This window comes from Kribbella antiqua (genome assembly GCF_004345665.1).
GTDB classification, from domain to species: Bacteria; Actinomycetota; Actinomycetes; order Propionibacteriales; family Kribbellaceae; genus Kribbella; species Kribbella antiqua.
Genome location: NZ_SLWR01000019.1, coordinates 87,563 through 108,326, shown reverse-complemented (window position 1 = coordinate 108,326; position 20,764 = coordinate 87,563). Strand labels below are relative to the sequence as shown.

Here is a 20,764-nt window from a genome sequence, read left to right as displayed (position 1 = left end):
AGCTACTATCCGACCAGTCAAAACCACCCGGTGTTGCAACCACCGCGTGAATCCGCCCGGGTTCCCGGCCCGAATACGGGCGGCGAACCCACAAGGTGGTGGGGTAACCCACCAGATGCGGCGGTGGGGCGGGGGTTAGGGTCGGGGCGTGGTCAAGGGGAGCAAGGCGCATCTGGCGCGGGCGGAGCGGCTGCAGAACGCGACCGGCGCGCTGGCCACCGCCGCGATGGCCGCGATGGACGAGAAGCTGCCGTGGTTCCGGAAGCTGTCCGCACAGGACCGGTCCTGGATCGGGCTGGTCGCGCAGTCCGGGATCACCGCGTTCGTCGACTGGTTCCGCGATCCGGAGGCGCACTCCGCGATGCCGACCCGGATGTTCGGCTCCGCGCCGCGCGAGTTCACCCGGGTCATCTCGCTGCACCAGACCGTCGACCTGCTCCGGACCACGATCGAGATGATCGAGAACACCATCGGCGACCTGCTCCCGCCCGAGGACGTGCCGGTCGTCCGCGAGGCAATGCAGCGCTACGCCCGCGAGGTCGCCTTCGCCGCCGCCACCGTCTACGCCAAGGCCGCCGAGATGCGCGGCGCCTGGGACGCCCGGCTCGAAGCCCTCGTGGTCGACTCGGTGATCCGCGGCGAAACCGACGAATCAGTCCGCTCCCGCGCCTCCGCCCTCGGCTGGACCGGCTCCGGTACGACGGGGTCGGCGGAAGTCGCGGTGGTCGTCGGCCGGGCGCCGGACGAGCCCGGGAACGCCAACGTGGCCGACGCCGTCCGGCACGCGGCGCGCGAGGCGGGCGCTGACGCTCTGTGCGCGATGCAGGGCGACCGGCTGGTAATAGTACTCGGTGGTACGAGTAAACCTGTCGAGATCGTACAAAAACTGACCACCTGGTTCGGACCCGGCCCAATCGTCGTCGGGCCGGTGGTGAAAGACCTGATGGCAGCCGTGACGTCGGCCCGCGCGGCCGTCGCCGGGCTGCGCGCCGCACCCGGCTGGCCGACGGCGCCGCGACCCGTCCACGCCGATGAACTGCTCCCCGAACGGTCACTCTCCGGAGACGGTCACGCCCGGCGACAACTGGCGACCGAAGTCTACGGCCCGCTTACCTTGGGCGACGGTGTCCTGCTCGAAACGGTCTCGTCGTACCTGGACTCGGGTGGCTCGATCGAGGCGACGGCCCGGGCCCTGTTCATCCACCCCAATACCGTCCGGTATCGGCTGAAGCGTGTGGGCGATCTCACTGGCTACTCGCCCGTCAATCCGCGAGACGCTTTCACGTTACGTGTCGCACTGACCTTGGGCCGCCTGCTCAACCCGGAGCCCGGCAGCCTCGTTTTGTAGGATTCCCACAAAGTCGCACCGGTAGAATTCGTGCGGCTTCTCGGCCCATCGGGGGCCTGGCTCAGGGAGAGTTGGTCACGTGCTCGTCATCGTCGCGCCCGGTCAGGGTGCCCAGACCCCAGGTTTCCTCGAGCCCTGGCTGGCAGATCCCGCGTTCGAGAGCCGGCTGAACTGGCTCTCCGCGGTGGCCGGTCTCGACCTCACCCACTACGGCACCAAGGCCGACGCGGACACGATCCGGGACACCGCGATCGCGCAGCCGCTGCTGGTCGCGTCCAGCATGCTGGCCGCACTGGCGGTGTTCCCGCAACCGTCGGACGCGTTCACCAAGGTCGGCGCGGTCGCCGGGCACAGCGTCGGTGAGATCGCGGCCGCGGCCGGCACCGGCGTGCTGAGCGCCGAGCAGGCGATGGTGCTGGTCCGAGAACGCGGCAAGGCGATGGCGGCCGCCGCGGCGGCCACCGCCACCTCGATGACCGCGGTGCTCGGCGGCGACCGGGACGAGATCCTGGCCAAGCTCGCCGAACACGGCCTGACCGCCGCGAACGACAACGGCCCCGGCCAGATCGTCGCGGCCGGCACGGTCGAGGAGCTGGCCGCGCTGGCCGCCGACCCGCCGGCCAAGACCCGCCTGATCCCGCTGTCGGTCGCCGGTGCGTTCCACACCAAGCACATGGAGCCCGCGGTCCAGACGCTGGCGAAGTACGCGACCGCGATCAGCACCCACGACCCGCGGACGCGACTGATCTCCAACCGCGACGGCCACGTGGTCCACGACGGGCGCGAGGTGCTCAACCGGCTCGTCAACCAGGTCAACTCCCCCGTCCGCTGGGACCTGTGCATGGAGACGATGGCCGACCTGCAGGTCACCGGGATCCTGGAGCTGCCGCCGGCCGGCACGTTGACCGGCATCGCCAAGAGGGCACTGAAGGGCGTCGAGACGTTCGCGCTGAAGACGCCGGAGCAGCTCGACGACGCCCGCGCGTTCGTCGACAAGCACGGCAGCCCCTCCGAGATCGACGCCTCGCCGACCTGGCGGCTGCTGGTCGCGCCGATGAAGGGCACCTTCACCCGCGCCGGCCAGATCTCCCGGGAGTCCGGTGACACGGTCGAATCCGGAGAGGTGGTCGCGAAGGTGAAGAGCCTGCGCGACGAGCTGGAAGTCAAGGCCCCGCACGGCGGCATCGTGGTCGAGTGGCTGGTCGAGGAAGGCGACCCGGTCGCGCCGGGCCAGCCGCTGGTCCGTCTGCATCCCAAGGGAGGCAACGCATGAGCGCGATCACCGCATCCACCGGTACGGCGTACGCCGGAGTGCTCGGCATCGGGTCGTACCGGCCGCGTCGCGTGGTACCGAACTCCGAGATCCTGGAGCAGATCGACTCCAGTGACGAGTGGATCCAGACCCGGTCCGGGATCAAGGAACGGCGCTGGGCCGACGACGACGAGACCGTCCTGATGATGTCGGTCAACGCCGCCAAGGACGCGCTGAAGGACGCCGGAATCGAACCGGCCCAGATCGGCTGCGTCATCGTCGCGACCGTGACGCACCTCTACCAGACCCCGGCGATCGCGACCCGGATCGCCGTCGAGGTGGGTGCGCCGACCGCGGCCGCCTTCGACATCTCGGCCGCCTGTGCCGGGTTCTGCTACGGCGTCGCGATGGCCAACGACATGGTCCGCGGCGGCAGCGCGAAGTACGTGCTGGCGATCGGCGTCGAGCGGCTGAGCGACCTCACCGACCGGACCGACCGCAGTACGGCGTTCATCTTCGCCGACGGAGCCGGTGCCGCAATCGTCGGCCCGACCGAGGAGCCGGGGATCGGCCCGGTCGTGTGGGGCTCGGACGGCACGCAGTACCAGGTGATCAGCCAGAAGGAGTCCTGGCAGGAGGCGGCCGGCAGCTACAACTGGCCGCACCTGCGGATGGACGGCAACCCGGTGTTCCGGTGGGCGTCGTTCGAGATGGCGAAGACCGCGCAGCAGGCGCTCGATGTGGCCGGCGTCAAGGCCGAAGACCTCGACCTGTTCGTGCCGCACCAGGCGAACATGCGGATCACCGACGCGATGCGGCGGGCGCTGAAGCTGCCCGAGCACGTGAAGGTGGCGCGCGACATCGAGCGGCAGGGCAACACGTCGGCCGCGTCGATCCCGCTCGCCATCACCGCGATGCGCGAGTCCGGCGAAGCCAAGAGCGGCGATCTCGCGCTGATCATCGGCTTCGGCGCCGGATTGGTGTACGCCGCACAGGTGATCCGCATTCCGTAGCCCATAGTTGTCCGGGGCGGCTCAGGTGGCCGGCCCGGCTGAACAAGCCAGTGAACTCCGAAAGGGAAACCAAGAGATGGCCAGCACCGAAGAGATCCGTTCCAGCCTCGCCGAGATCGTGAACGAGATCGCCGGCATCCCGGTCGAGGACGTCCAGCTGGACAAGTCCTTCACCGACGACCTCGACGTCGACTCGCTCTCCATGGTGGAGGTCGTGGTGGCCGCCGAGGAGAAGTTCGACGTGAAGATCCCCGACGACGAGGTGAAGAACCTGAAGACCGTCGGCGACGCGGTGGCGTTCATCGAGCGCGCCCAGAACGGCTGACCCACAGTCCTTCGCTGGCCGGTGCTCATCCGGCCGCTGCCGGATGAGCACCACCTTCACCCACCCACCTGTCTCGAAAGCTGAGGTAACGATGTCGAAGACCCGAGTGGTGATCACCGGGCTCGGAGCCACCACCCCGCTCGGGGGCGACGTGTCCAGCACCTGGGAAGGACTGCTGGCCGGCCGTTCCGGCGCACAGCGGCTGACCGACGAGTGGGTGCAGAACCTCGCGGTCCAGATCGCCGCACCGGCCGCGGTCGAGCCGACCGAGGTGATCGAGCGGGTGAAGGCCCGCCGGCTGGACCGGAACGCGCAGTTCGCCGTCGTCGCCGCCCGCGAGGCCTGGGCCGATTCCGGCCTGGAGGACTCCGGGCTGGACAAGGAGCGGCTCGGTGTGGCTGTCGCCTCCGGCATCGGCGGCCTGCACACCACGCTGGCCAACTACGACGCACTGCTGCAGAACCCGCGCCGCGTGTCGCCGCTGGCGATCCCGATGCTGATGCCGAACTCGTCCGCGGCGTACGTGAGCCTGGAGTTCGGCGCCAAGGCCGGTGTGCACACGCCTGTCTCCGCCTGCGCCTCCGGCAACGAGGCGATCGCGCTGGGTCTGGACCAGATCCGGCTCGGCCGCGCGGACGTCGTACTGGCCGGTGGGACCGAGGGCGCGATCATGGCGCTGCCGCTGGCGGCGTTCGGCATGATGCAGGCGCTGAGCAAACGCAACGACGAGCCGGAAAAGGCGTCGCGGCCGTGGGACGTGGACCGGGACGGCTTCCTGCTCGGTGAGGGCGCCGGGATCCTGGTGCTGGAGTCGTACGAGCACGCGAAGGCGCGCGGCGCGAAGATCTACGCCGAACTCGCCGGCGCGGGCATCTCCGCCGACGGTCACGACATCGCGCAGCCCGACCCGACCGGTTCCGGCGCGCGCCGGGCGATGGAGCGGGCGCTGGCCGAGGGCGACCTGACGCCGGCCGACATCTTTCACATCAACGCGCACGCCACCTCGACGCCGCAGGGCGACATCGCCGAGTCGCTGGCGATCCGGCAGGCGCTCGGCAAGGAAGCGGACCACGCGATCGCGACCGCACCGAAGTCGATGATCGGTCACCTGCTCGGCGCGGCCGGTGCGGTCGAGTCGATCGCGACCGTACTGGCGCTGCAGAACCGCGTGTCGCCGCCGACCATCAACGTGGACAAGCTCGACGACCAGATCGAGCTGGACGTCGCGACCGAGCAGCGCAAGCTGCCGGACGGGGACATCGCGGCGCTGAACAACTCCTTCGGCTTCGGCGGCCACAACGCCGCCATCGCCTTCAAGACGGTCTAGTTGCTTTGGGGCCGGCTCACAAGGCCGGCCCTCAAGGCTCTCCCGGAGGACCCCGATGACGACCGCTCCCGCAGCACCGAAGCCGGCCAAGCTCTCCCGAGAGCTCGACCCGCGCAATCCGGTCACCCGGCTGACGAACCTGCTCGACCCGGGCTCGCTGGAGCTGATCACGCCCGACAACCTGTCCGGCATGGTCGCGGCGCGCGGCACCATCGAGGGCGCGGCAGTGGTCGCTTACTGCTCGGACGCCACCGTCATGGGCGGTGCGATGGGCCATGAAGGCTGCGATGTGGTGGTCAGGGCGTACCAGGTCGCACGCCGAGAAGAAGTGCCGATCATCGGGCTGCTGCACTCCGGCGGCGCCCGGCTGGCCGAGGGTGTGCTGAGCCTGCACGCGGTCGGCCGGATCTTCTACGAGATGACGCAGGCGTCGGGCAAGATCCCGCAGATCTCGGTCGTGCTCGGCCCGGCCGCGGGCGGTGCGGCGTACGGGCCGGCGCTGACCGATGTCGTCATCCTCGGGCCGGAAGGCCGCATCTTCGTCACCGGACCGGACGTGGTCCGCTCGGTCACCGGTGAGGACGTCGACATGCTGCGTCTCGGCGGTCCCGAGCCGCACGGCCGGCGATCCGGCGTAGTCCACATCACCACCGACTCCGAGGCCGCGGCCCTCGAGCAGGCCCGGCGGCTCGCGGATCTGTTCGCGAACCAGGGGTCCGTGTCGGGCGACGTACCGGACACGGATCTGTCCGGGTTCCTGCCGGAGTCGGCCAAGCGTGCGTACGACGTCCATCCGCTGGTCGGAGGGGTGCTCGACGAGGGCTCCGCCGTCGAACTGCACCAGCGGTGGGCGCCGAACATCGTCACCACGCTCGGCCGGCTCGGCGGGCGGACGGTCGGCGTGATTGCGAACAACCCGCTGCGGCTGGGCGGCTGCCTGGACGCGCTATCGGCTGAGAAGGCGGCCCGGTTCGTCCGGATGTGCGACGCGTTCGGCGTGCCGATGGTCGTGGTTGTCGACGTACCGGGCTATCTGCCAGGTGTCGGTCAGGAGTGGGACGGCGTCGTACGGCGTGGTGCGAAGCTGCTGCACGCTTTCGCCGAGTCCGTCGTACCGCGGGTGACTCTGGTGACGCGGAAGACGTACGGCGGCGCCTACATCGCGATGAACGCGCGATCGCTCGGCGCCACCCGGGTGTTTGCCTGGCCGCGCGCGGAGGTCGCCGTGATGGGCGCTGTCGCCGCCGTCCGCATCCTGCACCGGCGCAAGCTCGCCGAGGTCGACCCTTCACTGCGCCCGAAGGTCGAGGCCGAGCTCGCCGCCGAACACGAAAAGATTGCCGGCGGCATCGAACGAGCCCGCGAAATCGGCGTCGTCGACGAAATCATCGAGCCCTCCAAGACCCGCTCCTCCCTGGCCGCAGCGATCGCCGCAGCTCCACACCGCCGAGGTGCCCACGGCAACATCCCGCTCTGACCCTTCGGTCTGATCTCCTAGGTCCGTGTCGGGACGGGTCATCTATGCGGTCAAGGAGCCTGATTCACCCGGTGGCGGTATCCGGATTCATGCGCATCACGTGGAGTTGCTGCGCGCCGCGGGTGTGGACGCCTGGCTCTGGTTCCGCACCGAGGGCTACCGATTGCCGTGGTTCGAGACGACCGCACCCATCCTCGGCGGCGATCGTCTCGAGCTCAGCTCGTACGACGTTCTCGTCGTACCGGAGCTCTATCTGCTGCCCGGGATCGACCCCGCGCCCGGTGCGCGGAAGGTCATCTTCAATCAGAACCACTTCCTGACCTATTGGTCCTGGCGGGACACCACTGACTACCCGGGCTGGACGCCGTCGCCGGAGGTCTGGGCGGTGTCGCACGAGAGCCGGGACGTGCTGGCCCGGTTGCACCCTGAATTGCCGATCCGCTTGGTCCCGAATCCGATCGACACCGAGCTGTTCCGTCCGGGTGTGAAGACGCGGCCGACGATCGCCTGGATGCCACGGCGGCGTCCGCTCGAGGCCGCCGTACTCGATCGGCTGCTGCGCAACGATCCGCGCTCTCGTGGAGTCGAGTTCCTCGTGCTGTCCGAGCTCACCGAGCCCGAGGTCGCCGAGGCGCTCGGCCGTACGTCGGTCTTCGTTGCCCTCGGCATCTCGGAGGGCTTCGGCCTCCCGGTCGCCGAGGCGCTCGCATCCGGTTGTCTGGTCGTCGGCTACCCGGCCGGAGGCGGCACGGAGTTGTTCGAGGCGCCCGGGACGTGGCGGGTGGAGGACGCCCGGCCGCACCTGCTCGCGGACCGCGCGCTCGAACTCGTCAACACGGCCGGCGACGATCCAGTCCGCGCCGCCGCCCGGCGCTGGATCAAGGAGCGGTACGACCGGCACGCGACACGGACCGCTCTCCTTGCCGCCGTCGAGTCGGCCCGGCGGCTGCCAGGCCGGGCCACGACCGCGACCCATCCCGTCTTCTGGCCGGACAATCCGATCGGCGCGGGCGCCGAGCGCGCTCAGCCCTGGAAGTCGGCATAAGCGGTGATCCAGGCCAGCGCCGAGTTCCAGTTCACGGCCACTTCGTTGGTGGAGTACGAGCCGATCTCGTCGATGTAGCACTTGGCGGGTGCGCAGCCCTGGAGGTTGCGTTGGGCAACGGGGTCCTGGAGGCCGGAGTTGGGGCCGCCGGCAAGGGAACCCGGGTACGGCGACGGGAGCGACGGGTTGAGCGAGTGAGCCCAGAACCGGTGGTGCTGGTTGTGGCTGGACCGCTCGCCGTACCCCGTCACGTACGACAGACCGACCGCGTTCCGCCCGAGCAGGTAGTCGAGCGACTCCAACGCAGCCGTCCGGTACGCCGCTCGCCCGGTGAGGCCGGCCGCGATCGCCAGGATCATCGCATTGTTGGCAACGCCGCTGTTCGACCCCCAGACGTACTTCCCGTCAGCCGGCTTGTACGGGGTCGCGTAGCCCTGGGAGCGCAGATCGGCGAGATAGACATCCGCGACCGCGGCGATCCGCTGCCGCAGCTTCCACTGCTCGACGACCGGCAACCGCCAGGGCACTCGCGCCAGCGCGAGATCTGCCAGCCCACCGGTCTCCTGCCAGGAGAACCCGTCCGCCGCCTTCAGCGACGTCGTGACGAACTTCTTGTACGACGCCCTCCCGGTCGCCGCGAACAACTCCGCCGCGGCCCACGAGAACTCGTCCGTCACCTTGGTGTCGTCGTACGCTCCACCACCTTCACCACCGGCGGGCGCATACAGGGCGGGATGCTGCCGCGCCGCGTTCCACGCCTTCTCGGCGGCGGCCAGGCAGCGCGTCGCGAAAGCCCGATCCCACCGGGCGTAGACCCGCGCGCACCGAGCTCCGACCGCGGCCAGGTTCAGCGTCGCTGCAGTCGACGGCGGGTACAAGTACCGCGGCTGCGGGTCGGCGGCCGGTGCCAACGGCAAGCCGGTCCACTTCTCGTCGTGGATCTTGTGATGCACCATCCCGGCGAGCGCCTGGCCGGCAGGCACCTGCATGCGGAGAATGAAGTCGAGCTCCCACCGCGCCTCGTCGAGTACGTCGGGATCGCCGTTGCCCGCCTCCGGAATCCGCAGGGTCCCATCGGCTCCCTGCGAGGCCTCGTAGAGATCCAGCAATTGCCAGGCCGCCAGCGCGCCGTTGACGACGTACTTGCCATGGTCGCCGGCGTCGTACCAACCTCCCCGCACGTCGAGGCTGTAGTCGCACGTGCCGGGGAAACACGGCACGTTGGTGTCGCCTTGGTTCGGTGCGATGCCGAGGTGGCCGGCCGCCCGTGCGTACTGCGGCCCGACGTACGTCGCCTCGATCGGGATACCGCTGCGGTTGTTGTAGAAGTAGGCGAGCGCGTCCTGCCGCAGACCGGCGTACACCTGGTCACCGATGTCGAACGGCTCGCTGATGTCGTTGCCAACGGCCAGGCGGAAGCCGGTGCCGGTCCCGCGGAAGTTGCCGAAGTCAATCAGTTGGACGGCGTCCTGAGACATCGCGTCGACGCCGTACGGCTTACTCTTGCCGGTCGCAACGACCTTGTTGCCGCTGTCAAGCAGTCGCCAGTCGAGCTCGGTGGTTGCCGCAGTCACGTAAGTAGCCCGCTTCGGCCCCTTGGTCAGGTATCCGAGCTGGTTGACCCGCACCGGCGAGCCGTAGTCCGGCACCCCACCCGGCGGCACGATCCCGCCGATGACCGAGATGTTGTCGAGGCACAGCGTGTACGGCTCGGTCGCGCCACCCAGCTGGAACGACACCTGACCGTGCGTGTCCGTCAGCGGAGAAGTCCCAGTGAACTCGAAGGTCTGCGGCGTGGTCGTCGCGTCGACTGTCTTGTTGAGCACGGTCGAGTACGGCGCGGCCGCCTGCTGGAGCGCCGTACGGAATTGGACCGGGCGGCTGGCCGACGCCTCGAACCGCAGCGTGTACGGCTGTCCCTCCTCCAGCGGCAGATCGTCCTGCCCGATCATCGAGGCCCACGGATTGACCGTGCCGGCCGGGACCTGCGCACACAACCGCCCGTCGGTGACCGTCGCCGGCGTGTTCCCACTGCTCCACCACGGTTCCTTACCGCCGTCGAAGGTACCGTTGAGCACCCGCTCGTACGACGGTTCGGCCGCAGCCACCGGGCTGCTGAGAGCAGCTGCGCTGGTGAGAGCAGCCGCGAGCGTGACGACCAGGACGACCGCAGTTGATCGCCGACCGATTCTGGGCATGAGCATGCCTCCGGAGGTCCGTGGCGCCTGGGCGGGCACCGGAAGAGCGCTGGGAGCGCTTGCAACACCGGCCATCCGTTGACCGGCGTCGGTGAGCATGCTGCCCACGCCTTGCGGTCCTGTCAAGACTGAAATGAACACTTCCCAAGGGAGCGGCGGTGCCCTATGGTCGCCTGGAAGCGCTCCCAGTTTCTGGCCCGACTCGCCCCTCAAGCATCACCGGGTTCAGCCGGGCGCCGGCTCAGCGGCGTCACCGTGGCCATTTGCGTCCGGACAACTGGGAGCGCCTCCCCCAGTTCCGTCTAAGACCTGCGAGGAGGGTCTCCATGTCGTCAGCGCGATGGTCAGGATGGTCAGCCCGGCTCGGTTCGGGCTTCCGCGCGAGATCGGTGGTCGCGGCCGGTGCCGCCGTCGCCTTGCTCGTCGCCGCCGGGTGCGGCGGCTCGGACGAAGCGGGCGGTGCGAGCGACGGCACCGTCACGCTCACCGTGAAGACCTTCGGCCAGTTCGGCTACGAGGACCTGATCAAGCAGTACGAGTCCTCGCACCCGGGCATCAAGATCAAGCAGGACAGCATCGCCCAACTCGACGACTACACGCCCAAGCTGCAGCAGTGGCTGACCGCGGGCAGCGGCGCCGGCGACATCGTCGCGCTGGAGGAGGGCATCCTGGTCAAGCTGATGGCCAAGCCGGACCAGTTCGCCAACCTGCTCGACTACGGCGCCGGTGAGCTGAAGGGCAACTTCCTGGACTGGAAGTGGAAGCAGGCGCTGACCGCCGACGGCACCAAGCTCGTTGGCCTCGGCACCGATGTCGGTGCCCAGGGCATGTGTTACCGGACCGACCTGTTTGCCAAGGCGGGCTTGCCGACGGATCGCGCCAAGGTCGGCGAGCTGTGGCCGACGTGGGACGCGTATCTTGCCACCGGCAAACGGTTCGTTGCCGCTGGCACCGGTGCTTCGTTCTTCGACACGGCCGGCGGGATCTACCAGAACATCTTGATGCAGCAGGGCGATACGACGTACTTCGACCGGGACAACAAGCTGATCGTCGACACCAACCCGGGTGTCCGGAAAGCCTGGGACCAAACCGTGTCGATGATCGACGCCGGACTCTCCGGCAAGCTGCAGATGTGGGGACCGGCCTGGAACGCGGGCTTCAAGAAGGGCACGTTCGCCACCATCCCGTGCCCGGCCTGGATGCTCGGCATCATCAAGGAGCAGGCCGGAGCGGAGAACGCCGGCAAGTGGGACGTCGCCCGGGTTCCTGGTGAGGGCGCGGTCCGCGGCGGTTCGTTCCTCGCCGTACCGGCACAGAGCAAGCATCCGAAGGAGGCCGCCGAGCTGGCGAAGTTCCTGACCAGCCCGGAGGGGCAGACCGCGGCGTTCAAGGCGAAGAACAACTTCCCGTCGTCCCCACAGGCGATCGACGACCCGGCGGTGTCGGGCGCGGTCAACGCCTACTTCAACAATGCCCCGGTCGGCAAGATCTTCGGCCAGTCCGCCAAGAGCCTCAAACCCGTCTACCTGGGCCCCGAAAACCAGCTGGTCGGCGACGCGGTAGGCGACGCGCTGACGGCCATCGAACAAGGCAAGCTGAAGCCGGAAGAGGCCTGGACCAAAGCACTCACCGACTCCAAGCGAGCCGTCGACAAGTGAGCGCCCCGGGGCAGGCGACCGGCGAGCAGTCCGGGGCGCACACCCAGCCGGTGCCGGACTCCCCCGGCACCCGCAGCGTCGGAGCGGCAAGCCGCCTCGACGCTGTGGGAGGTGAAGGGCAAGGAGGCAGAGGGCGGCTGCGAGCCGCTGCCGGAACTGGCACGGTAGGTTCCGGAGGCGGCTTATCCGCCGGACGGCGGGGGCTCTGGAGCCGACTGGACCTGTACGGGTCGCCATACCTTTTCATTGCTCCGTTCTTTGTGTTGTTCACCGCCTTTGGGCTGTTTCCGCTCGTCTATACGGCGTGGGTTTCGTTGCGGGCTTGGGATTTGACTGGGGATGCGGGTTTTGTCGGGCTGGACAACTACTCGCGGCTGCTCGCGGATCCGGACTTCTGGAACGCGTTGGTGAACACGCTGGGGTTGTTCGTGCTGGCGACGGTTCCGCAGTTGCTTTTGGCATTGATCGTCGCGGCGCTGCTGAACCGGCCGATCCGGGCCCTGCTGTTGTTCCGCCTCGGCGTGCTGGCTCCGATCGTCACCTCGGTTGCTGCGGTCGCGATCGTGTTCGGGCAGCTCTACGGCCGTGACACCGGCCTGGTCAACGGCATACTCGGCCTGATCGGCATCGACCCGATCGACTGGCAGGCGAGTAGGACGTCGTCCTGGATCGCCGTGGCGAGCATGGTCAACTGGCGCTGGACCGGGTACAACGCGCTCATCTACCTGGCCGCGATCCAAGCCATCCCGCGGGACCTCTACGAGGCTGCGCAAATCGACGGAGCCGGCGCGATCCGGCAGTTCCGCAGTATCACCGTGCCGCTGATCCGGCCCGCGCTGATCTTCACCGTAGTAATGTCGACAATCGGCGGGATGCAGTTGTTCACCGAGCCGCTGCTGTTCGGCCAGGGCGACGTGTCCGGCGGAAGCCTCCGGCAGTTCCAGACCATCGCGATGTACATGTTCGAGCAGAGCTTCCAGAACTTCGACTACGGCTACGGCTCCGCGATCGCCTGGATGATCTTCCTGCTCACCGTCATCGTCGGCGTCGCCAACGCGCTGATCGGCCGCCGTCTCCGCGGAGGCACCCAGTGAGACGGCAACCATTGGTCTACCTCACGCTGCTCGTCAGCCTGATCCTGTCGGTGTTCCCGCTGTACTGGCTGTTCGTCGTCGCCACCCGCTCCAACGACGTCATCGGCGACATGCCACCGCCGCTGCTCCCCGGCGGGAACCTCGGCGAGAACATCCAGCGATTGTTCGGCCCCGAGGCCGAGGAAGCACACTTCGCCCGCGGCATGCTGAACTCAGCGATCGCATCGATCGCCGTCACAGTCTCGGTGGTGTTCTTCTCGTCGCTGGCCGGATTCGCCTTCGCCAAGTTGCGGTTCCGCGGCCGCAGCGCGCTGCTCCTCGCGGTGCTGGCGACGATGATGGTGCCGGTGCAGATGGGCATCGTGCCGCTCTACATGGTGATGGTGAAACTCGGCTGGCAGAACCAGCTGCAAGCCGTTATCGTCCCGTTCCTGGTCTCGGCGTTCGGCGTCTTCCTGATGCGCCAGTACGCCGAACGCGCCGTACCGGATGAGCTGATCGAAGCCGCCCGCCTGGACGGCTGTACGACGTTCGGCCTGTTCCTCCGGGTGGTGTCGCCGGCGCTCCGGCCGGGCGCCGCCGTACTGGGACTGTTCACCTTCATGGGCACCTGGAACGAGTTCCTCTGGCCGCTGGCCGTGCTGGACGCGGACAACCCGACGGTGCAGTTCTCGCTCAGTCAGCTCGCCACGCAGTACTACACCGACTACACGCTGATGTTCACCGGCACGCTGATCGCGATCGTGCCGTTGCTGCTGGTGTTCGTGCTGTTCGGCCGCCAGCTGATCAGCGGCATCATGGACGGAGCCGTTCGGTCGTGATTTACGCTCTATTCACTCAAGCTCTAAGGACGCGCCGGTGACAGACATTTCCAGACGGCAAGTGACGCTCGACGAAGTCGCCGAGCGTGCCGGCGTGTCCCGGTCGGCGGCGTCCCGGGTGATCAACAACGCCCCGCACGTCAGCAAGGCCAAGCGCGAAGCCGTCCAGCGAGCCGTCGTCGATCTCGGATACGTGCCGAACGCAACGGCTCGCGCACTCGCGACTCAGCAGGCGGGCGCCGTCGTACTGGCGATCTCGAGCGACAACCCGCAGGTCTTCGCCGACCCGTTCTTCGCCGAGGTCGTGGTCGGGGTCAACTCGGTGCTGGAGGAGACCGAGCTCGAGCTGATGCTGCTGCTCGCGACCTCGACCCGCGGCCAGACCCGGCTCGAGCAACTGCTGCGGACTCGGCAGGCCGATGGCGTCATGATGATGTCGACCCATGGCGACACCCTCGCGGAGCTGGCCGACAAGGCCGACGTACCGGTCGTGTTCGGGGGACGCCCGGTCAACTTCGAGCCGCGCTTCTACGTTGACGCCGACAACCGCGGCGGTGCCCGACTGGCGACCGAACACCTGGTCGACAAAGGCCGGACCAGGATCGCCACCATCACCGGCCGGATGGACGAAGGCGCCGGCACCGCGCGGTTCAAGGGCTACCAGGAGGCGCTCGCGGTCGCTGGCCTCGATGCCGGCCGCGTCGCCCACGGCGACTTCAGCGAGGACGGCGGCAGTCGCGCGATGGCAGAGCTCCTGTCCGAGCACCCCGACCTGGACGCGGTCTTCATCGCCTCCGACCAGATGGCGATCGGCGCTTTGCGAGTACTCACGGATGCCGGCCGATCCGTCCCCGGCGACGTGGCCATCGTCGGCTTCAACGACATCCCCAGCGCCCGGCACACGGCCCCTCCCCTCACCACCGTCAACCAGCCCATCCAGGCTCTGGGCCGCGAAATGGCCCGGATGCTCCAGTCCCTGATGTCCGGTGAAACCCCCAGCCCCCTCATCCTCCCCACCCGCCTGATCCAACGCGCCTCGACGTAAGACGTGGGAAGGGCGCGGACCCTGAGGTCCGCGCCCTACGTGGTGCGGCCGCTGTTTTGCGACAACCGGGGGTGTCCCGACACCCGGTGGCCCAGCGGCCACGGCTCCTCCCACCCTGGTGGAGAGTCTGATGCTCAGTCTCATCGAAAAGTTCGGCGAAGTCCGCACCTTTCATGGCTTTCTTCTGAACTTCTCAGGTTGGCCCTTCAGACCACCTGGTGGAGCCAGCGGACGGGCGCGCCGTCGCCGGCGTACCGGAAGGGCTCGAGTTCGTCGTCCCAGGGGCGGCCGAGCAGGCGCTCGACCTCCTCGGTGAGGTCGGCTTCGCCGCTGGCGGCCTTCAGCATTGCTGCCTTCAGGCGCTCCTCCGGCACCATGATGTCGCCGTGCACGCCGGTGGTCGCGTGGAAGACGCCGAGGGCCGGGGTGAACGAGTACCGCTCACCTTCCACGCCGTTACTCGGCTCCTCGGTCACCTCGAACCGGAGCTTCTGCCATCCCCGCAGGGCTGATGCCAGCTTGGCCGCCGTACCTGCCTCGGCCTGCCAGGACAGCTCAGCGCGGTAGGTGCCCTGAGCTGCGGGCTGCGGCGTCCAGTCCAGTTTCACGGGCACGCCGAGTACGCCGCCCGCGGCCCACTCGACATGCGGGCACAACGCTGACGGCACCGTGTGGACGTACAGAACGCCACGAGTCGTCGCCACCGGGACCTCCTGTGCTCGAGGGGCGCCTTCCCCAGCGTTCTCGAACACCCGCTCGTCGATCCCGGCGGAACCAGTCCTCCCCAGAGCATGCTCTGAGGAACACTGCGTACATCTTGCACCACCACCCCCACCAACACCAGCAACCTCGCCGTGTCAACTACATCACCGTCGTGTCGCGATCCAGTCCACGTACGCGATGAGGGTGGCGTCGGCGCGCAATCGGGCCAGGCTGCGTGCGTGCAACTCGGCATCGCGACGGTTGAGTTCGGCACCGACTCGTTCGGGGCGACCATCGGGTGAGGAGTGCATCTCGTCCAGCGCCGCGCGGATGATCGCCATCGGGAAGTTACCTTCGCGCAGGAGCCGTACGAGGTGGGCGTCCCTTGCGGCCGGTACGTCGTACGCGCGGTAACTGGTGGTTCGTTCGCGGGACGGGCGGATTAGCCCGGCCTGCTCCCAGAAGCGCAATGTCGACGTACGAACGCCCAACAGGTCCGCGAGCTGTCCGATCCGCAGCGGGGTGCCCTGCCGCGTCATCTGGGCGAGCGCGGCCGCCATTCGAGGGTCGGCGTCGAGTGGATGCGTGACGACGACCTCGAAGGCGTGCAGAGCCTGCTGAATGCGTTCGCGCTCACGGTCGAGCTGGGCATGAGCATGGTCGATGCGGGCCACCGCAGTCTTCAGGTCACCGCGATGCACCGCTGCCATGATCGTCACGGCATCGTCCCAGCCGTACGCGCGGACCAGCGCACGAGCAGCTGCCAAGGCCTGCCGATGTGACTCGTCGAACTCCCGATAGCCCGCTGCGGAGCGGGTTGCCGCCGGCAACAACCCCGCCTGCTCGTAGTTGCGCACCTGCTGGACCGAGATCCCGGCTTCCCGGGCGAGCGCGACCCCTCTGATCGCCCTTGACGTGCCACTTGAGGGTTTCCGCACTGCGCCTCCTCGCCGTCCCGCAGCAAACACTCAAATCGTACATCAACGATAGACTTTAAATATGATGGCTGTGACCGTGGCCGAACTGTCGATGACCTACCGCGTCCCGGTGCGCGACACCGGACTCGTCGCGGCCGCTCGAGCGCTCGTACGACGGCAATACCGCGATGTCCACGCCGTCCACGACATCAGCTTCCAGATCGCGGCCGGCCAAGTCGTCGGATTCCTCGGCCGCAACGGCGCCGGGAAGACGACCACGATGAAGATCCTGGCCGGCATCCTGCACCCGACCAGCGGCCGGGTTCGCGTGCTGGGAGAAGTCCCCTGGCGACGGCACAACCACTACCTCCGCAAGATCGCGCTCATCCGGGGAAGTCAGCCGATCGGGGACGCGCCGGAGCTCACCGTGCTGGACTCCTTCCGCTACCAACAGGTCCTCTACGACATCGCCGAGCCCCAATTCCGGCGCAACCTGGCCGAACTGAGCGCACTCCTCGACCTCGACAGCATCCTCCAGCGGCAGGTACGCGCGCTCAGCCTCGGCGAACGGATGCGGGCCGGGCTCGCACTCGCGCTCGTCTACCGCCCGGAGATCCTCTTCCTCGACGAGCCGACGATCGGCCTGGACATCTCCGCGGCCAAGGTGATCAGAACCTTCATCGCCGAGTACTCCGCCCAAACCGGTGCCACCGTGCTGCTGACCAGCCATTCGATGGCCGACGTCGAATCGCTGTGTCCGCGACTGATCCTGGTCGACGACGGCGCGATCGCCTTCGACGGCCGTCGCGACGAACTCAGCGCGCTCTTCGCCCCGGCCAAGCTGATCCGGGTGACCGTGACCGACGACAGCCCCGATTTGGCGCAGTACGGCGACGTGCTGCAACGCGACGGGAATCAGTGGCTCCTGCGCGTCCTCCGGGATGAGGTCCCGGCAGCCACGGCCCGGATCCTCTCCCGCTACGCCGTCGCCGACCTGTCCGTCGAGGAGCCATCGCTGGAGCACGTGATGAACCAGGCCTACCAGCACCTGCGGTCTTCATGAGCCGGCTCCTCCGACTGATACGCCTTGAGATCTGGCGTCAGATCATCGGTTGGTCGGGTGCCTGGTGGTTCCTTGTCACCCTGGTGATCGGACAAGCTGTGGCCCCGCTGCTAGGGCTGTTCGTCTGGCTCCATGTCCCTAGCGCAGGCGCGCAGGTCGGCAGCTACTACCTCGCCGTGATCTGCGTGGCGCTGGTGACGGCGTCCTTCGAAAACCACACGTTCGCGCAGGCGATCTACAGCGGTGACGTCGCCGCCGCGCTCCTGCGACCGCAACCGCCTGTCATCGGCCCGCTTGGGGAGAACCTGGCGATTCGCCTCTGGATGCTCGTGCTCGGGTTACCGCTGATCACGCTGGTCGGACTGACCGTCGGCGTACACTTCGCACCTCTGGCGCTGCTGGCCGCCTTGCCGGCCCTCGCTCTCGCAGCCGTCTTGCGCTTCCTGTTCGTCTGGACGCTGGCGATGGCTGCGTTCTGGACCGAGCGAGTCCATGCCGTTGTCGCCTTCGGCGGTGCCCTGATCTTCCTGCTCGGTGGTTCCGCAGCACCAAACGCGCTGCTTCCCGATCCTCTTCGGACCATCGCCCAGCTCCTGCCCTTCCGGTCGATGCTCGGCTTCCCCGCCGAACTGGCAACCGGCGCCCTGACACCGGCCGACGCAGCAGCGGGTTATGCGATCTCGGTGTTGTGGACAGCCGCGCTGGGCTGTTGCGCCGTCGGTGCGTGGCGTCTCGGCGTACGCCGCTACACCACAGTGGGGGCGTGATGAGACTGCTCTGTACGGCGTTCTCGCTATCGCTGCGGCGGTCCCTGGCCTACCGCGTCAATCTGTTCTTCGACGCGCTGCTCGCCGTCGTGGAGCTGGCCGCGTCGATCGGTGCCATCGGCATCATCTTCGCCCAGACCGGCCTGCTCGCCGGCTGGTCCGCGGGACAGATGCTGGCCCTCATCGGCACCTTCGCATTCATCACCGGCCTTCGAGCGACCTTCCTCGACCCCAGCCTCGCCGACCTCTCCCAGCAGATCCGCGACGGCCGGCTCGACACCTACCTGCTCCAGCCGGCGACCAGCGTGCTGCTCGCCACGAGCACCCGGCACGCACCTCTCGCCCTCGTGCAGAGCGTCCTCGGCATCGGCGTGGTCATCCTCGGACTCCACGAGCTTGGCATCGTCCCGTCACCGCTCGCCGTGGCCGGCTGGGCCTTGCTCACCCTCATTGGACTGCTGATCGGCTGGGCGACCTCGGTCGGACTCGCATCCCTGGCCTTCTGGGCTCCCCGCCTCAACCTCGGAGTGTTGTACGGCGCCGCCTGGGAACTCGGCCGCTATCCGGTCGACATCTACGGCCGCTGGCTCCAGCGCCTGCTCACGTTCGCCTTCCCCGTCGCCGCGATCACCACCTGGCCGGCCCAAACCCTCACCCAGGGCCCCGACCTCACCACTCTGCTCGCTGCCGTCCTCCTCGGCACCGCCTTCACCGCAGCAACCCTGCTCCTCTGGCACCTAGGCCTGCGCCGCTACACCGGCGCCACCTCATAGGCTCGGATCGTCGCGAGTCGTGGCCTGGTCGGATTCGCGGGCGAGTTGCTTGGCGCGGAGGATGTCGGGGTCTCGCGGATCCAGGGGTTGCTCGGTGAGGAGGGCGGCGCGGCGGCGTTGGGTTGCGGTCCGGCTTACCTTGGTGACCTGGAGCTGGCGCATCGTGCGCCTCCTCGTTTCGGTGACGGGTGGAACGGCAGACCTGGCGCCGAGTTACAGGGGGGCCTCAAGACGCCAGGTCCGCCGGTCTGTGGGGGTGTGGTGCAGCGCGGACGGGGGCTCATGCTGCTTCACCGAACGCTTCCGCGGGGAGCTCCGACAGGTACCAGGCGGCGCTGTTCGGAGGGAGCTTGTCGCCGACCTCGTCGTTGCTGGCGAGGAGTAGTTCACCGTCGACCGGGGCGGCGACGACGCGTGAGGAGCAGTTGACGACGCAGTAGAAGCCGTCGCCCCGGGTGAACGCCAGTACGCCGGGCTCGGTCTGCAGCCAGTGGAATTCGCTCGAGGCCAGCGCCGGCACCCGCCGCCGCAGCTCGAGTGCCTCGCGGTAGAGGTGCAGCATCGACTCGCCGGAGCTCAATTGCTGGTCAACCGCGTGGTCGGCGAACCAGTCAGGCTGAGGGAGCCAGGGCGTAGCGGACGTGAAGCCCAGCCCATCCGCAGCAGCCGTCCAAGGCAGCGGAACCCGGCAGCCGTCCCGACCACGTCGTACGCCGCCAGTGCGGTGGTACATCGGGTCGACCAGCACTGAGACAGGGAGATCGGTGACCTCAGGCAGACCGAGCTCCTCGCCCTGGTAGACGTACGCCGCACCCGGCAGCGCCAGCATCAGCAGCGCAGCCGCCCGCGCCCGGATCGTGCCGAGGTCGACGTCACCGGTGTCGATGCCCGGAGCACCACCGGCGTACCGGGTCACGGACCGAGGCATGTCGTGGTTGTTCAGCACCCAGGCAACCGACGACGCCGGGCCGGCGACCGTACCCAGGCCGCGGTCGACAACGTCGTACAAGGTCTGGTCGTTCCACTGGGCGCGGAGGAACTCGAAGTAGAAGGTCTGGTGCAGTTCGTCCGGGCGCTGGTACTGCGCGAGTTGCTCGGCGTCCAGGACACCGACTTCGCCGATCAGCACGCGCTCGCGACCGGTCAACGCGGTGTACTCCTCGGCGATGCTGCGCCATTGGCGCCAGACCTCGTGCACCTCGGGCTGGTTCCAGGCGTGGGAGTTGAGCGGGTCGCCGGTGAGCTCGTCGTCCATCGCGTTCTCGTGGTCCGGCAGGCCGTCGGCCTTGTGCAGCCCGTGGGCCACGTCGATCCGGACACCGTCCACGCCCCGCTCGAGCCAGAACCGCAGTACTTGCTCGAAGTACGACGTGACGTCGGGGTGCCGCCAGTTGAAGTCGGCCTGCTCCGGCGCGAAGCTGTGCAGGTACCACTCGCCGTCGTCGACCTGCTGCCACGCGGAACCGCCGAAGATCGAACGCCAGTTGTTCGGCGGCTCCGAACCGTTGCCTTGGGCAAAATGAAACCGCGAGCGTTCCGGACTCCCCGGCCCGGCAGCCAACGCTTCGGCAAACCACGGATGGGAAGTCGAGCAGTGGTTCGGGACGAGGTCGATGAGGACCTTGAGGCCGAGCCGGTGCGCGTCACGGATCAGGTGGTCGAAGGAGTCGAGGGTGCCGTAGTCCGGGTCCACCGCCAGGTAGTCGGCGACGTCGTACCCGTGATCGTGCTGCGGTGAGGGGTAGAACGGGTTCAGCCAGATGCCGTCGACACCGAGGCTGCGCAGGTATGGGAGCCGGGCGCGGACACCGGCCAGGTCGCCGACACCGTCACCGTCGGAGTCCTGGAAGCTACGCACATAGACCTGGTAGATGACGGCGTTCCGCCACCAGCCTGACGCGGTCATCTCCATCAATCCTCTCGGCAGCCCCCGCTCGTA

General features: G+C 68.3%; 19 protein-coding genes. 14 read left to right on the top strand and 5 right to left on the bottom strand.

What is annotated here, in order from left to right:
* The first annotated feature begins 148 nt into the window (after positions 1–148).
* The 7 genes from EV646_RS37390 (at position 149) to EV646_RS37360 (ending at position 7,787) form a co-directional block, all read left to right on the top strand.
* On the top strand, positions 149–1,348 hold the full coding sequence (locus EV646_RS37390; RefSeq protein ID WP_132157335.1) for a PucR family transcriptional regulator: 1,200 nt from the start codon (positions 149–151) through the stop codon (positions 1,346–1,348).
* A 79-nt stretch (positions 1,349–1,427) separates the two neighbouring features.
* Complete coding sequence (locus EV646_RS37385; RefSeq protein WP_132157333.1) at positions 1,428–2,621, top strand: ACP S-malonyltransferase; 1,194 nt, start codon at positions 1,428–1,430, stop codon at positions 2,619–2,621.
* Positions 2,618–3,613: a beta-ketoacyl-ACP synthase III gene (locus EV646_RS37380; protein ID WP_132157331.1), complete on the top strand. Its 996-nt coding sequence runs from the start codon at positions 2,618–2,620 to the stop codon at positions 3,611–3,613. The genes EV646_RS37385 and EV646_RS37380 overlap by 4 nt, the downstream gene beginning before the upstream one ends.
* A 76-nt stretch (positions 3,614–3,689) precedes the next feature.
* Complete coding sequence (locus EV646_RS37375; protein WP_130380551.1) at positions 3,690–3,938, top strand: acyl carrier protein; 249 nt, start codon at positions 3,690–3,692, stop codon at positions 3,936–3,938.
* A gap of 91 nt (positions 3,939–4,029) precedes the next feature.
* Complete coding sequence (gene fabF / locus EV646_RS37370; RefSeq protein WP_132157329.1) at positions 4,030–5,265, top strand: beta-ketoacyl-ACP synthase II; 1,236 nt, start codon at positions 4,030–4,032, stop codon at positions 5,263–5,265.
* A gap of 55 nt (positions 5,266–5,320) precedes the next feature.
* Positions 5,321–6,742 carry an acyl-CoA carboxylase subunit beta gene (locus EV646_RS37365; RefSeq protein WP_132157327.1) on the top strand — a complete coding sequence of 474 codons (1,422 nt, stop codon included), beginning with the start codon at positions 5,321–5,323 and terminating at the stop codon, positions 6,740–6,742.
* Positions 6,743–6,767: 25 nt separating this feature from the next.
* Complete coding sequence (locus EV646_RS37360) at positions 6,768–7,787, top strand: glycosyltransferase family 4 protein (protein ID WP_132157325.1); 1,020 nt, start codon at positions 6,768–6,770, stop codon at positions 7,785–7,787.
* Here the strand turns inward: EV646_RS37360 and EV646_RS37355 are convergent.
* Positions 7,766–9,985 carry a glycoside hydrolase family 9 protein gene (locus EV646_RS37355; RefSeq protein ID WP_132157323.1) on the bottom strand — a complete coding sequence of 740 codons (2,220 nt, stop codon included), beginning with the start codon at positions 9,983–9,985 and terminating at the stop codon, positions 7,766–7,768. The genes EV646_RS37360 and EV646_RS37355 overlap by 22 nt on opposite strands.
* A 326-nt stretch (positions 9,986–10,311) precedes the next feature.
* On the opposite strand from EV646_RS37355, the gene EV646_RS37350 reads away from it, so the two are divergent.
* The 4 genes from EV646_RS37350 to EV646_RS37335 all read left to right on the top strand — a co-directional run bounded on the left by EV646_RS37350 (position 10,312) and on the right by EV646_RS37335 (position 14,603).
* Positions 10,312–11,643: an ABC transporter substrate-binding protein gene (locus EV646_RS37350; protein ID WP_132157321.1), complete on the top strand. Its 1,332-nt coding sequence runs from the start codon at positions 10,312–10,314 to the stop codon at positions 11,641–11,643.
* Positions 11,644–11,972: 329 nt separating this feature from the next.
* Positions 11,973–12,737 carry a carbohydrate ABC transporter permease gene (locus EV646_RS37345; RefSeq protein ID WP_241996579.1) on the top strand — a complete coding sequence of 255 codons (765 nt, stop codon included), beginning with the start codon at positions 11,973–11,975 and terminating at the stop codon, positions 12,735–12,737.
* The gene (locus tag EV646_RS37340; protein WP_241996578.1) at positions 12,734–13,558 is read left to right on the top strand and encodes a carbohydrate ABC transporter permease; all 825 of its coding nucleotides are present in this window, start codon (positions 12,734–12,736) and stop codon (positions 13,556–13,558) included. The genes EV646_RS37345 and EV646_RS37340 overlap by 4 nt, the downstream gene beginning before the upstream one ends.
* A 37-nt stretch (positions 13,559–13,595) precedes the next feature.
* Positions 13,596–14,603 carry a LacI family DNA-binding transcriptional regulator gene (locus tag EV646_RS37335; RefSeq protein ID WP_132157317.1) on the top strand — a complete coding sequence of 336 codons (1,008 nt, stop codon included), beginning with the start codon at positions 13,596–13,598 and terminating at the stop codon, positions 14,601–14,603.
* Between the two features lie 206 nt (positions 14,604–14,809).
* Here EV646_RS37335 and EV646_RS37330 read toward each other — a convergent pair whose 3' ends face one another.
* Positions 14,810–15,307, bottom strand: coding sequence for a DUF3145 domain-containing protein (locus EV646_RS37330; RefSeq protein ID WP_132157315.1), 498 nt, complete (start codon positions 15,305–15,307; stop codon positions 14,810–14,812).
* A gap of 162 nt (positions 15,308–15,469) precedes the next feature.
* Complete coding sequence (locus EV646_RS37325; protein WP_158291122.1) at positions 15,470–16,243, bottom strand: MerR family DNA-binding transcriptional regulator; 774 nt, start codon at positions 16,241–16,243, stop codon at positions 15,470–15,472.
* 61 nt (positions 16,244–16,304) lie between these two features.
* On the opposite strand from EV646_RS37325, the gene EV646_RS37320 reads away from it, so the two are divergent.
* The 3 genes from EV646_RS37320 to EV646_RS37310 all read left to right on the top strand — a co-directional run bounded on the left by EV646_RS37320 (position 16,305) and on the right by EV646_RS37310 (position 18,825).
* Positions 16,305–17,285, top strand: coding sequence for an ABC transporter ATP-binding protein (locus EV646_RS37320; RefSeq protein ID WP_132157311.1), 981 nt, complete (start codon positions 16,305–16,307; stop codon positions 17,283–17,285).
* Positions 17,286–17,368: 83 nt separating this feature from the next.
* Entirely contained in the window at positions 17,369–18,052 is a 684-nt protein-coding gene (locus EV646_RS37315; RefSeq protein ID WP_158291121.1) for an ABC-2 family transporter protein, read from the top strand.
* Positions 18,052–18,825, top strand: a complete 774-nt coding sequence (locus tag EV646_RS37310) for an ABC transporter permease (RefSeq protein ID WP_241996581.1) — start codon at positions 18,052–18,054, stop codon at positions 18,823–18,825. The genes EV646_RS37315 and EV646_RS37310 overlap by 1 nt, the downstream gene beginning before the upstream one ends.
* Here the strand turns inward: EV646_RS37310 and EV646_RS39665 are convergent.
* Together EV646_RS39665 and EV646_RS37305 are read right to left on the bottom strand one after the other, a co-directional pair.
* Positions 18,820–18,987, bottom strand: a complete 168-nt coding sequence (locus tag EV646_RS39665) for a hypothetical protein (protein WP_199237455.1) — start codon at positions 18,985–18,987, stop codon at positions 18,820–18,822. The two genes, EV646_RS37310 and EV646_RS39665, sit on opposite strands and share 6 nt — an antisense overlap.
* Positions 18,988–19,105: 118 nt before the next feature.
* Positions 19,106–20,731, bottom strand: a complete 1,626-nt coding sequence (locus EV646_RS37305) for a glycoside hydrolase family 13 protein (RefSeq protein WP_132157305.1) — start codon at positions 20,729–20,731, stop codon at positions 19,106–19,108.
* Between the last annotated feature and the right edge of the window lie 33 nt (positions 20,732–20,764).

What these genes read in the sequence shown, in the direction of transcription:
- EV646_RS37380 (WP_132157331.1), top strand. Translation starts at nt 2,618, where the DNA reads ATGAGCGCGATCACCGCATCCACCGGTACGGCGTACGCCGGAGTGCTC.
- EV646_RS37375 (WP_130380551.1), top strand. Translation starts at nt 3,690, where the DNA reads ATGGCCAGCACCGAAGAGATCCGTTCCAGCCTCGCCGAGATCGTGAAC.
- fabF (WP_132157329.1), top strand. Translation starts at nt 4,030, where the DNA reads ATGTCGAAGACCCGAGTGGTGATCACCGGGCTCGGAGCCACCACCCCG.
- EV646_RS37365 (WP_132157327.1), top strand. Translation starts at nt 5,321, where the DNA reads ATGACGACCGCTCCCGCAGCACCGAAGCCGGCCAAGCTCTCCCGAGAG.
- EV646_RS37355 (WP_132157323.1), bottom strand. Translation starts at nt 9,985, where the DNA reads ATGCCCAGAATCGGTCGGCGATCAACTGCGGTCGTCCTGGTCGTCACG.
- EV646_RS37350 (WP_132157321.1), top strand. Translation starts at nt 10,312, where the DNA reads ATGTCGTCAGCGCGATGGTCAGGATGGTCAGCCCGGCTCGGTTCGGGC.
- EV646_RS37320 (WP_132157311.1), top strand. Translation starts at nt 16,305, where the DNA reads ATGATGGCTGTGACCGTGGCCGAACTGTCGATGACCTACCGCGTCCCG.
- EV646_RS37310 (WP_241996581.1), top strand. Translation starts at nt 18,052, where the DNA reads ATGAGACTGCTCTGTACGGCGTTCTCGCTATCGCTGCGGCGGTCCCTG.
- EV646_RS39665 (WP_199237455.1), bottom strand. Translation starts at nt 18,987, where the DNA reads ATGCGCCAGCTCCAGGTCACCAAGGTAAGCCGGACCGCAACCCAACGC.
- EV646_RS37305 (WP_132157305.1), bottom strand. Translation starts at nt 20,731, where the DNA reads ATGACCGCGTCAGGCTGGTGGCGGAACGCCGTCATCTACCAGGTCTAT.